The sequence below is a fragment of the Okeania sp. SIO2C9 genome, assembly GCF_010672455.1.
In the GTDB taxonomy this organism is placed as follows: domain Bacteria; phylum Cyanobacteriota; class Cyanobacteriia; order Cyanobacteriales; family Microcoleaceae; genus Okeania.
In genome coordinates this window covers 19,250-33,469 of record NZ_JAAHGO010000026.1, presented here as the reverse complement: position 1 = coordinate 33,469, position 14,220 = coordinate 19,250, and the positions used below count along the sequence as shown (strand labels likewise).

15 protein-coding genes and 2 pseudogenes are annotated in these 14,220 nt (G+C 36.2%); 5 read left to right on the top strand and 12 right to left on the bottom strand.

Translation table 11 applies throughout. The annotated features are described in order from the left end of the window. Nucleotides 1-165 precede the first annotated feature (165 nt). Both pcrA and F6K23_RS20475 read right to left on the bottom strand, forming a co-directional pair. On the bottom strand, nucleotides 166-2,511 hold the full coding sequence (pcrA, locus tag F6K23_RS20480; RefSeq protein ID WP_293159228.1) for a DNA helicase PcrA: 2,346 nt from the start codon (nucleotides 2,509-2,511) through the stop codon (nucleotides 166-168). A gap of 124 nt (nucleotides 2,512-2,635) precedes the next feature. Next, the gene (locus F6K23_RS20475) at nucleotides 2,636-2,767 is read right to left on the bottom strand and encodes a hypothetical protein (RefSeq protein ID WP_293159226.1); all 132 of its coding nucleotides are present in this window, start codon (nucleotides 2,765-2,767) and stop codon (nucleotides 2,636-2,638) included. Nucleotides 2,768-3,318: 551 nt separating this feature from the next. Here F6K23_RS20475 and F6K23_RS20470 point away from each other — a divergent pair. Continuing rightward, nucleotides 3,319-4,422, top strand: a complete 1,104-nt coding sequence (locus F6K23_RS20470) for a pentapeptide repeat-containing protein (protein WP_293159224.1) — start codon at nucleotides 3,319-3,321, stop codon at nucleotides 4,420-4,422. Nucleotides 4,423-4,553: 131 nt separating this feature from the next. On the opposite strand, the gene F6K23_RS20465 is transcribed toward F6K23_RS20470, so the two are convergent. The 3 genes from F6K23_RS20465 to F6K23_RS20455 form a co-directional block, all read right to left on the bottom strand. Then, nucleotides 4,554-4,811 carry a toxin-antitoxin (TA) system antitoxin gene (locus tag F6K23_RS20465; RefSeq protein WP_293159222.1) on the bottom strand — a complete coding sequence of 86 codons (258 nt, stop codon included), beginning with the start codon at nucleotides 4,809-4,811 and terminating at the stop codon, nucleotides 4,554-4,556. Nucleotides 4,812-5,135: 324 nt separating this feature from the next. Then, nucleotides 5,136-5,231, bottom strand: a complete 96-nt coding sequence (locus tag F6K23_RS20460) for a hypothetical protein (RefSeq protein ID WP_293159308.1) — start codon at nucleotides 5,229-5,231, stop codon at nucleotides 5,136-5,138. A 206-nt stretch (nucleotides 5,232-5,437) separates the two neighbouring features. Then, nucleotides 5,438-5,677, bottom strand: a complete 240-nt coding sequence (locus F6K23_RS20455; RefSeq protein ID WP_293159220.1) for a hypothetical protein — start codon at nucleotides 5,675-5,677, stop codon at nucleotides 5,438-5,440. A 288-nt stretch (nucleotides 5,678-5,965) separates the two neighbouring features. Between F6K23_RS20455 and F6K23_RS20450 the strand changes: the two genes are divergently transcribed. Beyond that, the gene (locus F6K23_RS20450) at nucleotides 5,966-6,094 is read left to right on the top strand and encodes a hypothetical protein (RefSeq protein WP_293159219.1); all 129 of its coding nucleotides are present in this window, start codon (nucleotides 5,966-5,968) and stop codon (nucleotides 6,092-6,094) included. Between the two features lie 243 nt (nucleotides 6,095-6,337). On the opposite strand, the gene F6K23_RS20445 is transcribed toward F6K23_RS20450, so the two are convergent. Further along, complete coding sequence (locus F6K23_RS20445; RefSeq protein ID WP_293159217.1) at nucleotides 6,338-7,147, bottom strand: hypothetical protein; 810 nt, start codon at nucleotides 7,145-7,147, stop codon at nucleotides 6,338-6,340. A gap of 764 nt (nucleotides 7,148-7,911) precedes the next feature. Between F6K23_RS20445 and F6K23_RS20435 the strand changes: the two genes are divergently transcribed. Both F6K23_RS20435 and F6K23_RS20430 read left to right on the top strand, forming a co-directional pair. Continuing rightward, the gene (locus F6K23_RS20435) at nucleotides 7,912-8,757 is read left to right on the top strand and encodes an RNA-guided endonuclease TnpB family protein (RefSeq protein ID WP_293159213.1); all 846 of its coding nucleotides are present in this window, start codon (nucleotides 7,912-7,914) and stop codon (nucleotides 8,755-8,757) included. Next, nucleotides 8,735-8,836, top strand: a complete 102-nt coding sequence (locus F6K23_RS20430) for a zinc ribbon domain-containing protein (RefSeq protein ID WP_293159211.1) — start codon at nucleotides 8,735-8,737, stop codon at nucleotides 8,834-8,836. The genes F6K23_RS20435 and F6K23_RS20430 overlap by 23 nt, the downstream gene beginning before the upstream one ends. A 149-nt stretch (nucleotides 8,837-8,985) precedes the next feature. Here F6K23_RS20430 and F6K23_RS20425 read toward each other — a convergent pair whose 3' ends face one another. The 4 genes and pseudogenes from F6K23_RS20425 to F6K23_RS20415 form a co-directional block, all read right to left on the bottom strand. After that, complete coding sequence (locus F6K23_RS20425) at nucleotides 8,986-10,359, bottom strand: NACHT domain-containing protein (protein ID WP_375340774.1); 1,374 nt, start codon at nucleotides 10,357-10,359, stop codon at nucleotides 8,986-8,988. Nucleotides 10,360-10,362: 3 nt separating this feature from the next. Beyond that, nucleotides 10,363-10,680 (bottom strand): annotated as a pseudogene (locus tag F6K23_RS42880) (signal transduction protein); the annotation flags it as partial. A 24-nt stretch (nucleotides 10,681-10,704) separates the two neighbouring features. After that, nucleotides 10,705-10,854, bottom strand: a complete 150-nt coding sequence (locus F6K23_RS20420) for a hypothetical protein (protein WP_293159207.1) — start codon at nucleotides 10,852-10,854, stop codon at nucleotides 10,705-10,707. A gap of 65 nt (nucleotides 10,855-10,919) precedes the next feature. Next, the gene (locus tag F6K23_RS20415) at nucleotides 10,920-11,069 is read right to left on the bottom strand and encodes a hypothetical protein (RefSeq protein WP_293159206.1); all 150 of its coding nucleotides are present in this window, start codon (nucleotides 11,067-11,069) and stop codon (nucleotides 10,920-10,922) included. A 47-nt stretch (nucleotides 11,070-11,116) separates the two neighbouring features. Here F6K23_RS20415 and F6K23_RS20410 point away from each other — a divergent pair. Then, nucleotides 11,117-11,251: pseudogene (locus tag F6K23_RS20410) on the top strand (Uma2 family endonuclease); the annotation flags it as partial. A gap of 272 nt (nucleotides 11,252-11,523) precedes the next feature. Here the strand turns inward: F6K23_RS20410 and F6K23_RS20405 are convergent. After that, nucleotides 11,524-12,984, bottom strand: coding sequence for an AAA-like domain-containing protein (locus F6K23_RS20405; protein WP_293159205.1), 1,461 nt, complete (start codon nucleotides 12,982-12,984; stop codon nucleotides 11,524-11,526). Nucleotides 12,985-13,238: 254 nt separating this feature from the next. After that, entirely contained in the window at nucleotides 13,239-13,364 is a 126-nt protein-coding gene (locus F6K23_RS20400) for a hypothetical protein (RefSeq protein WP_287324968.1), read from the bottom strand. Nucleotides 13,365-14,220 lie beyond the last annotated feature (856 nt).

Genomic DNA, 14,220 nt, shown 5'->3' with positions numbered 1-14,220 from the left:
GCATAGTAATTGATATAATATAGACTCTTATCTTTAAATACTGAATAACAACGATATTACCAGATTTAATATCATTATCTGGATATGAGACCGGGAAATTTAGAAATAGAATAGGGGAAATATCAGGAACAGGCAAGATGCCTATTCCACACTCCCCTACTCCCATTATTCCAATTTTTCCATCGGTGCAGTTCTAGGGTCAATAATTTTTTTACTCTTACCAAATTTGATACCCAAACTCAATTTTTGTCCCCCACCAAAAACATTAGTTACCTGTCCTACTCCAAAACTTTTGTGCATCACCTTCTCGCCTACTTTCCAATTTTCTCCTTGATTATTTGCCGATTTTTTGACAGTAGAATTCTTAGTATTTTTGCTTTGACGACGGGAACGATAAATCACCTTTTTCATCCCATTAGTATTAATCAAATCTTCTGGTAACTCAGCCAAAAATTGAGATGGAACTGCCACATCTCGCGCTCCCCAAAACTGTCGCCTTTCAGTAGCATAAGAAATAAATAATTGTTCCTGCGCCCTCGTAATTCCTACATAACAAAGTCGCCTTTCCTCTTCCAAAGACAAAGGGTCATTTTTACTGCGAAAATGAGGTAATAAACCCTCTTCCAAACCAACCATAAAAACCACTGGAAATTCCAAACCTTTAGCCGAATGTAAAGTCATTAACGATACAGCTTCCTGCCCATCTTGTAGATTATCTAAATCAGAAGCTAGAGAGGCATTCGCCAAAAAACCTCCTAAACTTGTATCTTCATTATCCTCTTGAAATTGAGCAACAGCACTACATAATTCCCCCAAATTTGCCAGTCGATTATCTGCTTCTTCCGTACCCTTTTTTTTCAACTCTTCAATATAACCAGAAGTCTCCAAAATTCCTTCAACAATTTCCACAGCAGTCAGATTTTCTACTTCATTTTGCCAATTCTTAATTATCTCAGCAAATCTATTCACAGCCTTTGCAGAACGACCAGCCAAAGTATTAACAGAAGTTTCATCATTAATAATTTCCCACAAAGGTATTCCCATCTCCAAAGAAGCATTTACCAAAGAATCAATAGTCGCCTTACCAATACCTCTTCTCGGAGTATTAATAATTCTGAGCAAACTAACAGTATCAGCCGGATTAGCAATAACTCGTAAATAAGCCAAAGAATCCTTAATTTCCTTCCGGTCATAAAATCTCAATCCGCCAATTATCACATATTTAATATCGTAATGAATCAAAGCTTCTTCCAGAGCGCGTGACTGAGAATTAGTCCGATAAAGTACAGCAAAACTCCCTAAATCTAACTCTGGGTTTTGGTCTGTAATTTCCTGAATTTTACTACAAACAAATTCCGCTTCTTCCAACTCACTTTCTGCCTCATAACAATAAATTTCTTCCCCTAAACCTCTCGTTGGTTTGAGAATTTTATCAATACGTTGAGTATTATTTTCAATCAACTTATTTGCCACTTCCAAAATATTTTCCCGCGACCGATAATTTTCCTCCAATTTAATCATTGTCCGCGTATCTTCATCCGCCAAACCATCACCAAAATCATGTTGAAAATCTAGCAAAATTGTGTAATCTGCCATGCGGAAAGAATAAATAGATTGGTCTACATCTCCCACCACAAAAACAGAACGATTTTCCCATTTATTAAAATATTTAGGGTCTTCACCATTAGTTGCTAAAAATCTAATAAAGTTATATTGAGTCCGATTAGTATCTTGATATTCATCCACTAAAATATGGTTAAAATGTTTATGCCAATAAGCCAATACTTGCTCATTTTGCCGAAATAATTCTACAGGTATTCTGATTAAATCGTCAAAATCAAGAGCATTATTAGCTGCCAAATTATCTTGATAAATACCATAAACTTCAGCAATTACCCGCCCCCGATAATCTGGTTCCGACCTTTGATATTCTAGAGGCGACATTCCCTTATTTTTAGCATTACCAATAGCATATCTAACCGAACGTGGTTCAAATCTTTTGTCATCTAAATTGAGCTGTTTAGTAACAATTTGCTTAATCAAAGTTTGAGCATCACTTTCATCAAAAATAGAAAAATTTTTATCCCAACGACGTTTTTTTTCATCCTGATATTTATTAATATCAAAACGCAGAATACGAGCGCAAAGACTATGAAAAGTTCCCATCCATAAATGTTTCGTAATACTTTTATAGACCTGCGATCGCAACTTAGTCTGTTCTTCCAGTGTTAAAGCTGATAATGGTTTACCATATTTTGCTTCTGCTTGTTGCCCAGCAAATAGCTTCTCGATCCGCTCCTTCATTTCCCGTGCAGCTTTATTTGTAAATGTCACCGCCAGAATATTTTCTGGATGTACCCGATGATGACGTATTAGATGGGCCACGCGATAGGTGAGCGCTCTAGTTTTGCCAGAACCAGCTCCCGCCACAACTAGCATCGGCCCGCAGAAATGTTGTACTGCTTGACGTTGCGATAAATTTAGCTCATTCAGAAATTCAGTAGTTTGCATAGTTAAGTATTTAATATATCAGTTAATATATTGCATATTATCACCAAACTAAAACAAAATAGTAGTTGACTGACACAACTAAAATGTTGCAATAGTGGAGGCATGTTCCACATTACAGCGGTTTTCATATGAATAAACCACAATGTTCAAACCAACCCATGGCATCATCTTCAGTAATTTGAGCAATACGGCTGACACCATGCTCCGCGATCACTAAACTAATAACTCGATCCAATTGTTTTTTTGTAACAAACATTTATTGAATTGGTATTAGGTGTAAACCTAGGGATCGTGCAACGAGTCGCAACTTTATCAAGTTTGATCAAGATTATAATACCAAATTGATAAATGTTTGCTACAAATAATTAGGGTATTTCTTATAATTTAGAATTTAGAATGCAGAATGGATAGATTTAATACCATTTTTGATGTGGCAAATTACCTTTTTCTTGAAACAGACTTTATCTGAAAGTCTTTTTATGGTGCTTATTATTCGTAACATTCTTTTTTCAAAATGGTATAACCCCGACAATACTGGGGCATTTTTGTATCAATTCTGTTGTTGAACCGGATAATAAATGAACTTGTCCGCCATCAAACCCTTTAAACAAATCTGCAACATTGACGGAGAACAGTTGAGTTGTTGCTGTAATTATCCGATTGTTATTCCTTGAGGATTATTGGAGGTCAAAAGTAAAATGTAACTATTCAGGTTGAGGTTAGCAAAGTCAAATTAAGTATTTGTACTGTTTGACTTGAGTGAAATTTTGAATAGACTGGAAATACAAAAATTGGAGATTAAATATAATGGCTAATACTGAGCAGCTAGAAATTTTAAGAAAAGGGATTGATACTTGGAATCAGTGGCGAAAACAACAAAGAGATGTTCAAGTAGACCTTAGTGAAGCTAACCTTAGTGAAGCTAACCTTAGTGGAGCTAACCTCAGAGAAGCTAACCTTAGTGGAGCTGACCTTAGTGGAGCTGACCTCAGAGAAGCTAAACTTAGTGGAGCTAACCTCAGAGAAGCTAAACTTAGTGGAGCTAACCTTAGTAGAGCTAGCCTTAACTATGGATCTAACCTTAGTCAAGCTAATCTTATTGGAATTAACCTTAGTCAAGCTAATCTTAGTGGAGCTAACCTCAGAGAAGCTAACCTTAGTGGAGCTAACCTCAGAGAAGCTCACCTTAGTAGAGCTAACCTTAGTGGAGCTAACCTTGGTAAAGTTGACCTTAGTAAAGTTGTCTTTAGTCAAGCTAACCTCAGTGGAGCTAACCTTAGTCAAGCTGACCTCAGTGAAGCTGACCTTAGTAGAGCTAACCTCAGTGAAGCTGACCTTAGTAGAGCTGACCTTAGTAGAGCTAACCTCAGTGAAGCTAACCTCAGTGAAGCTAACCTTAGTGGAGCTAACCTTAGTGGAGCTAACCTTAAAGAAGTCAACTTTAAAGGGGCTGACCTGGGAAAAATTCAACTGAAATCACAAATTGGAGTAGACTACAATCTATTGCAGGAACTTTTAAGTCAGGGGAGATGGAAGCAAGCTGATCAAGAAACAGAAAGGATTCTGCGACAGATATCTGGTTGCCAAGAGAAAACTAATATTGACAAAATTCTCAATCCTAAAATAACATACGCAGAGACACCTACTCCAATCTTCAGGGGACGTCCGGATAGTGTTATGCCAGATGGTATGACAACCAGTATTCCTGATGAAGACTTAAAGGCTATTTATAGTCTTTGGATAAAATACAGTAATGAATCCTCGGATTTTTCTATAGGATCTCTAGATTTCTGGGTGAGTCTGAAAACTGCATTAGAGCATATATGGGATCAAGACAAAGCACTTCGATATGCATACGATCTACAAGAATATAGTGTAAATTATGCTGATTCTGCATACTGCCATGATTGAAATTTCCCAGAGACTAACCACACTCAATAACCTCAAATTATTCTTATCTGTTAATAACTCTAATGCACGTTGAGAAAGTTTTGATGGCTCACTATCCCACCAAATAAAAGTATGTGTATCTAACAGTAATTTCATCTATTTTGCAACCAAAATTCATCTGGTAAAGGTTGATAGAAGTCATCAATCATTACCATAGCACCTAAATTTAATCCAGGTTGAGGTGTTTTTTCTAATGGCAATCTAGTTTCAGCAACTGGATTAAGTAGAGTCAATTTAGCAACCGAAATATTATCATTAGTAATGACTATTTCTTGCTCATTTTGAATCGAATATAGTAATTCAGTAATACTGATTGGTAGTTGTTTCAGGTCAAATGTTTTGTTTGACATAGCTTCGTATCTAAGAGTGATATCTTCTAATTATAGCCTCGAAGGTTCGGTTAATTTAACACTAACTCAGCCTAATGGATTTAAGTTGAATTTAAACAACTGCAAACTCAGTTAACTTACGAGTTTTTGGATCGTGGAAAGCTAAAACAATAATACTCTATAGAGCAAAGACAATTTTTAAAGCTAGATCAATTTTTAGGATTAATTCTGTTTCTAGTTCACCCCTAATACTTACTAAACTAGAACAATAATCAATGGGTCTAGTTTGTAAACAATCTGCTATTTATTTTTCACTTAAACAGTTAACTGAAGATGGTTCAATTACTACATTAGTTTTAATCCTTGCCTTTTTTTGACTCCAGTTTGTAACGGAACTTGAATAACAGGTACACGCTCGTTATAAGTATTATTCGTGACAATAATACAAGGTCTAATCTTTCCTGTTTCTGAACCTAAAGTAGGGTCATTTCAGTTATCAGTTATCAGTTATCAGTTATCAGTACCTCTGCCTAAAGTCAGAGGCTTGAAATATTGAAGTTTATTTTTTTTCATCCCCTTGAAAGGGGAGGCTTGAGACCTAATTTTTTGGTCAAGATTCACATCAATAATCATACCTCGTTTTAGTTTCATGTTTCTTTAAAATATGCACAAGCAGTCTCAGTTAATTCTTGTAATTCGGCATCTTCTTCGTATATTTCTGCATATAATTGTGCTGACTCTTGTAAATCTTGAGCTTCTAATTCTGACTGTAACTTTTGCAAGGCCACCTTAATCATTTCTGCTTCATCTTTAAAGCCATAGTTTTTATGATGGAGAAGAAAATGGAGTTGATCTTCTTCAATATTTAACGTTAGTTTTTGGTTCATATTTCTAGCTAGAATATATTAGGACATATTTTTTATTCTAAAATAAAATCTTAATTTAAACAACAGCAAACTCTGTTAATTTATAAGTTTCTGGATCGTGGCAAGTGATACACCTAAAATGTTGCATTTGATGGGTTACGAATCACCCTTTTTCCCTCGGAATACTTGGCAAATATGTGGCACACTAATTATCTCTGTGCTAATTTTTTTTGACAAGCATTAAACCGAACATGATATAAGTAGGCGATCGCGTGGAGAGGAAGTTTAACTATTGGATTACCTGTTTATTTGTGGTCAAGTGCTGATTTTGGTGATGCTCATTTACTTGATACAGATGATTGTGGTTCTTTAGAAGATGCAATTTCAGCACTTAAAGCTGAAATGAAACAACTTTTTCAAACTTTTAGTGTTGTTTAAGCAAAATTTGTAGGCTCATTTAGACGGCTTAAATTCATATCAGAAAAGAGATTTAACAATCCGTCGTAACAGACCATTTTAGATTTGTCAATCTACGATACCTGTTTTATGGATGGTGCGTTAGCGTAACGCACCCTACTGGACTGATGAAAATTAAGGCGATCACTCCCACACAACCTGTCTTAATTGATGTAAAAAAAAGCCCCCTATTTATTGAGGCCAGAAGCTGATTATATTAATAGTTTAAGTACCGATTCTAAATTCCTCTGGTGCATCCCAATATTTTTTCCAATGTTTGTTGGGAATAGATTCACTTAAAGCAAAAATGTATTGCCATTCATCATAGTAAGCTTTAGATATTTTAGTATCTACTATATATACAGCATTCTCTAATGACATTGTGCCATTATTAGTAATATTAAATGAACCTGTCCATACAGCTTTTGGTACTATTTTCAGTTCTTTTTCTAAATCAGCCTTAATACTATAGAGATTGTCATTATCATCATTTATCGGAATTAAACGCTCAACTAATTCAAACTCACAAAATACTAAAAATTTATTGTGCATTCTTGGAAATGCTGGTAATTTTTCAGTATTGAAGTTACCTGCCCACCGAATGGGTTCAGAATCCCAAGTGCTATTAATATTTAAGCTTTGTAACAAATCACCCCAATATTCACCACTTTTAGATGGACCAGGAGGTAAATTACCATAAAGGCGTTTTAGTTTTTTACTCGACCAATCACCTGTATCTGGTCTGAGAAAATCTTCTTTTTGAATAATAATTGATACTTTTTCTCTGGTAGCTAAAGCTTTTAAAACATCTTTATTTGTGAACCACGCTACACAGCCAACTATAACTGAGTATTGGTTAATTTTCTCAATTAATTTTTCTTGAAGGTTTCGGAAGTAAACACTTATTTTAGCAGAATCAGTAGAAAACTCTTGAAACCTTTGTTGTCGATAATTTTTAGCCTCTATTTCTTCTTCATCGTGATTTCCATCTGCAATAATTGAATTATTCAAATTGTTCCTATCTAATCCTACCATAATCAATTAAACTCCTCATTGAGATTTTCAAACTAAAGACAATTTTTATTGTCAAATATCACACAATAACCAGTTATCTTTATATAATAATTCAACGAGTTTATCTCGTCTTCAGGAACAAATGTAGAATATAGCAATCAGGAATCAGATGTGAGAATTGAGGTGTTCCTTTAAAGTATAGAATATGGCAGTCATCTTATTCATATAAGACTTACGCATGAGGTACGAAAAACTAGGATTTGAGATTGCTTCCCTATCGGTCGCAACGACGAAAATACGTTGTACTGCGTAAGTCGTGAAATGACGGAAATTTGGTTAGAAAAAGTCGGGTTGGGGTTAACTTTATGGTCAGGAGAATTTGAAGGCAAGCAGGATGTTTGGTTGCGTTGGTGGGATGTTGAGGGCTAACTACAGAAGTTAAAAAATTTGATATAATTAGATATTTATTGTGATATAATTGCGTTGTGTTTAATTTATGACAGGAGGTAACCCCTCGCTGACAATGAAATCCTTTAAAACTAAGTTAAAACTTAACAATCAACAAAAAACAATACTTGCCAAACACGCAGGAGTAGTTTGCTGGCGCAAAGCTTTCCTATCGGAATGCTACCGCAAACGCTAACGTCATGCCTATAACTGGGGGTTAACAACTTGTATCAAAGAGTACGAATTAACCAAGAAACGTCCCAGTGCAATTACTTTGCACAAACGTTTAGTAGCTGAAGTCAAATCAATTAATCCCTGGTACTATGAAGTATCTAAATGTGCACCAAGGGCAAGCCTTAAGGGATTTAGAGAGGGCATTTAAAAACTTTCTAAATATTCCTAGATGTGGGTTTCCTAAATTTAAGAAAAAAGGCAGAAAAGACAGCTTTTACTTAGAAGGAAGTATTAAAATCACTCAAGGTAACTACATACAATTACCCAGAATAGGAGTAGTAAAAACTTATGAAATTTTACCTTCAGTACCAGTAAAAAACGTCACCATATCCAAACGAGCAGATAGTTGGTACATCAGTTTTAAGTACGATTTTGAACCTTATCCAACTCAAAAGCAACGTGAAATTATTGGTGTAGATATAGGCATAAATACATTAGCAACCTGTTCTGATGGCAGTAAATTTGCTAATGTCAAAGCTTACAGGAAAGCCAAAAAACAATTAGTTCGTCATCAACGTGCAGTCAGCAAAAAAGTTATTGGTTCCAAAAACCGACTCAAAGCAGTAAAAAAATTAGCCAAAGTTCACAAAAAAGTTGCTGATATCAGAGCAGATACTCTACATAAACTCACGACATGGTTAGCTAAAAACCACAGCACCATAGTAATTGAGGACTTGAATGTAAGTGGAATGCTCAAAAAGCGGTGCGACCCCGCGACGACGCCAGTCGCAAGGGAACGCGCACCAAGACATCACAAATTAGCAAGTGCCATAGCAGATTGTGGATTTTATGAATTCAAGCGTCAGCTTACATACAAATGTGAATGGTACGGCAGTGAATTAGTCATAGCGGATAGATTTTATCCAAGTTCTCAAATATGTTCAAACTGTGGGCATCAACAGAAAATGCCGTTACACTTGAGAACTTATGTTAGCGCAGCTTTGCGTTAGCAAATGCAGTGAATGCGGTTTTCAAGCTGACAGAGATTTGAACGCTGCTATCAACCTGAAAAATTATGTGTATCAGTAGCTTGAGTTTCAAGCGAATTTAAGCCTGTGGAGAAGATAAGTTACAGACTGCGGTCAGTGGTCTTCTGTGAAACAGGAAACTAGCTCCAAAACCTATGCGGTCGTGTATTGGTAAGTTTGGGTAAGTTTAGTAGAACTGGTAATAGAGCATTAACTACATCCTCCGAAATTTGATCCAATATGGCCGAGAACGACCAGCAATAGTAAGACTTCCCGCCAGTGAGCATCGTGCAAATTCTCCCGAATACAATTCAAAATAATTCCTAAATCATATTCATTCTTTGCCCGATATTGAATCTCTTGAGCGCACAAATATTCTTGAAACGTTTTATGCACAAAAGCATAATAATCTTGCCCCTGCTCATTCAATAAACCAGTGCGCCCCTGAATCAACTCCAGAAATCTTCCTGTTTCTTCCTGTGCTTGATACAACTTTAAATCCTTTAATTCCCGAATCTCCAGATTCAACTTTTCAATCAAGTCATCCTTATCTATCAAAGTACCACCCTCTTCCTCATTCCCAAACTTTCCCTGAGTATGTACCCAATATGCCAACAATTCCATCAACCGTTTCAGATCCTCCATATCCAAATGCTTCAGTCGCTGATGACTGCTCAATTCCTTGATTTCATCCCAAGAAACCAACAAAGTCTCCACTGCTTTTTCATAAAGTTTATTTCTTTGCTTCGGCAAAACCGCCTGATACCGATGAATCAAAGCAATAATCGTCAACAACAACGGATTTCTTGCCAATAATTTAATCCGGTCATTCTCACCCAACGCCCTTTGTAAACTTTCCTTCCACCTTTGTGCTTGCTGTGGATCTGCAAAACGACTATTGTACCAGTTATCAAGAAACAGAGAAATTTTGTCATCATCAAAAGACTGCATTTGATAGTGGGGAAATTCTGCGGTATTGAAAAAGTCGCGCCGATAACCCACAGGGCGAGATGTAATAATTGCTGGATTTTTATCAAACTTCCCTAAAAAAGTCTCAATGCGCCGCACAACATCATAACGTTTGCCTTCTTCCGCCACCTCATCCAAACCATCCAGTAAAATTAAAGCTCTACCATCTTCTAACCAATGCTCAAAAAATCCTGTCGGCAAATCTTGGAGTGCCATATTTGTTTCAGCAAATAAACGAATATGTTCCGGAATAGTTTTATCTAAATCTCTGACAAAATCTCGTATTCTAATTAAAATAGGCAACCAGTCGCGATCGCGGTCTAAACCCAAAACTTGAGACTGTTTCTGTGCCAACATTAGAGCAAAATAACTCATTAAGGTTGTTTTACCAGAACCAGGTCCACCCAAGATGACAAATTTTTGAGACTTATTTTCACTCAATAACTGAGAAGCTAAAAATTTACGACCAGAAGTATTTACCAAGAGTTTATTTTCTAGTTTTTCTGGAGTTTCTGCTAATAGAAAATCTTGTTTATAAGCCTCTTCCTTCACCTCTGGAATCACAAAAATATCAACTAACTTTTTTCTTTCTTCTTCTTGTGGCGCAACATTAATGCCAGCAAAAATTACATTATTAAACCAGGTATTTAGCTGCTTCAAATAATCTTCTTTAGCAACTTGGAAGCTAATATAAGTTGTAGTGTTTTGAAAATAAGCATTAACAAATGTTTCTATCCATTTTTGTAGACTTGATTCAGTCAATTTAATATTTTTAGCTTCTGCTGCTTGTTTAAATATTTCAGTTAAAACTTTAATGTCTGGTTTGCCTTGATTAGTTAAAGGCTTTTGCAGTTGTGCTAAAACGCCAGAATCACTAAAATAATGATTTAAAAAATTATCGGTTCCAGACCAACCATCTTTTCTAGCTGAATAAAATAAACGCTGTTGTTCAGGGAATTTTTATTCCTCTTTTTCCACAGCTTTGATTCCAGATTCAATTGCTTTTTGTATGTCTGTTTGATTAATAAATTGAAATCCTTTTTGAACAGCAACATTTGCCAAAGAACCTGCAATTGGTGCTGCTATTTTGGCAATTGAAAATAAATCCATAATTTCACCATACTCTCTTCTAAATCTTTGGTATTAAATTATATATCAGGACTTATGCACGGATACTAAATCAACTGAGGGCGAATGCCATTCGCCCCTACATATGCTTTTTGTATGTCTGTTTGATTAATAAATTGAAATCCTTTTTGAACAGCAACATTTGCCAAAGAACCTGCAATTGGTGCTGCTATTTTGGCAATTGAAACAAAATCCATAATTTCACCATAGTTTCTTCAGCTATTATACTTGGGAATTTGGTAAAGCACCAGATGTAGTAGTGGAAATAGTTTCTAACAAAGTGGGGAACGAATTGGGTAGTAAACTTGCAGGTTATGCACGAATAGGAGTCTGGTATTATGTGGTTTTCGATTTATTGCAAAAATTAGGACGGTTTTAACCAGAGGTAATTATCCATTATCCATTAATGAAATACACTTACACTTAATCTGTGCATCCGTGCCATAATCTGTGTGAGCGCCGCATTTGCCTACCATCAACCTTACCTAAGTAGTTATTTCATTAGTCTAGTAGAGTGTATTAATGAAATGTAACGCAGTCAAAATAACAATCAACAGGACTTATGCAAAGGCACTATGTATAGATTACAATAACTAACTATTGTCCAATAGTTTTGAGCGCTATATATAGCGTATCTGCGTAAGTCCTAAATCAATTCAAAACTCCCATAAAAAACGGACGAAATAACTCACAAGACAGACACGCTCGATCGCTTTCCAAATGAATCAACCCCATGTTTTGCAACTTATAACCAAGGGATACTTTTATTTCTATCGGTTTGGGGTTGTTCACAATTTCAGTAAAGATAGGCAATAATTCATCATAGCGTTGCAGATTCCACCATTGTTGTTTTAAATGTTCTGCATAAAGAGAAGTTGCGCTCTGAGAATTTTCTAAAAGTTCTTCTAGGGTTATAGTCTGTTGGTGTAGGTAATAAAATGCTAACTGTAAGCGATAGGGATGTCCGCCTAGAATAGTAATTAGTTGCTGGATTTGTTGTTCGGTCATCTCTTGTTCGTAGCGCCGTGCTAGATCCTGCACTTGAGCTGGAGTAAACTCAGGTAAATTGATGACTAACCCAGTATTCAACAAGGAGGGATTAATCGATGGAGGCATGATAATTTCCGTAGAATGAACTGTCACCAGTCGCAGCTTTTGCCAAGCATTACTTTCTGCTACCCCTGCTTTTGCTTGCTCAGACCAGGTTCGCAGAAGTTGGAGAAATTCACGAGCAATATCGGGGTAGGCAAAAAGCTGATTGAGTTCATCAATAGCTATTACCAAAGGACGATCTAGGTTTGCTAAGATAATATCATTGAAATAGTCAGTGGCGATTGATTTGCTGCCCAAGGAATTATCCCAAAAATCAGCTATCTGCTCATGGGATGGCGAATAGGGAAATTCTAACTCCTTGCTAACTCTAGCACAGAACCATTTTAGGAAGCGTTCTAGGTTCTGTAAAATCTCTGCATCTGCCAGTTGTAAGTTCAGGGAAACGGTTTGATAATCGAGGGATCTAGCGTAATACAAGATACGGCTCATTAGGGAGGTTTTGCCCATTTGCTTGTGAGCACGGATGTTCAACAGTGTACCTGGTTCCTGGATGCCTTCGTAACAGAGGGATTCAATGATGGGACGGTCAATGTAAAAGACAGAATATAGGGGCATCTGTCCTCCCGGTGCTGTTGGCAAACGAGGTTGCAGATCGTCTTGTGGTTGAACCATTTTTTTTATTTGGGCAGCGTTGTTGCGATCGCGCAGCATATCGAAAGGAGAATTGCAGACTGGTTCTAGGAAGGAGTAGTTTTCTGCAGGGGGTATAGGGTTAATCTGGACCTGATTATCTTGCTCAGACTTCAAGTAGAGATAATCATCCGCTAACAAACTCAGATTAAAGGCATCGAAGCAGCATTTTAAGGTACGTTTATCGACTCCTGACGAGCAGGTAAATATTTTGCTAAGGGTATTGGGAGTTAAACCTATTTTTTTACTAAGAGATTCAAGGGTGTATCGCTGGTTTTGCTCAATTTCTGCCTCTGATTTGGCTTGATTAAGTTTCCTTGAACCCTGATTGGTAAGGGTTACACCACGTCTGCGTACATATTTACTCATTTTTGTTATATTTTTTTGATTAACAAATTTTTTATCTTATCTGTAGAAGTAAAGATGTCCCTGATGCCTATCTTCATAAAATAGGGATCATTTATAAATTCGGCGTTGCTGAAACACGGTATGAAATTCAATTTTGGGTAAATTTTAAGCCAAAACAACAGTGCAAATTATACTTATTTCTTCTTCTGAAAGTTACTGAAAAACTCTTTTATACCTACTGAATCCTGACTCCTGAATCCTGTAAAATCATACATTTATTCAGCAACGCCATAAATTCTTGTATATTTCTCCGATAAGTTGTTTTCCTGTAAAACTTCTGCATCTAGGATTTTTTTGTTAATAGGTTCAAAATCCACGGGTTTATTTTGGGAAAAAGTCATTTTGATCTTTTGGCAAGAAAATTAACTTCATATTCAGTATTGGTTAACATTATATCCGTACAATTTAAGTACCAAATTAGATTTTCCTGGTTCATTCAGCATAAATACGGTTACCTATGCTTACTTGCAGGCATCTAAAAACTTGGCCAATAGGCGTCATCGAATTTCAGATTACGCCAATATTCAAGGATCGGGTTCTCTCAAGTTATTTTAAAGATGTCATTGCCGAACAAATTATTTGGCTATCTAGAGTCATAGGACAATTCTTGATTTCAAAACAAGTCTATTTACCCGCAAATACTTGATAATGTTAGACTACAGTTTAATGTTAAAATATGTTAAGGGTGCGGAATTTGAAGTAAAGTTTTTAAGTTTGGGGGTTGTCATTTCAGTTATCAGTTATCAGTTATCAGTTATCAGTACCTCCTGCTGAACTAGGAGGCTTGAAATACGGAATATTCTTTTTTTTATCCCCTTAAAAGGGGAGGCTATTGACCCAAATTTTCCGGTCAAAAGTTAAGTAATATCATGTCCGGCAGCATCGGTCTTGTATAGCAAAGGTAAGGAAGAAGGAAGAGGGAAGAAGGAAGAGGGAAGAGAGAAGAGGAAGAAAGGCTACCCTCGCAAGAAAAAAACCATTATTTCCTGTAGATATTCACCCTTGGGTTTACACAAACGATATAAACGGACATGATATAATAAGTACAATTTCAAATCCGGTAGTGTCGGTATAAATAAAGCAGAGAAACCGGGTTCATAAAAAATGCTTATACTCACATCTGTCTCCAATAAACCCGGTTTCTGATAACACTCCAAAGTGATGAGGTTATTAATATAAGTTTTCGATATCTGAAAC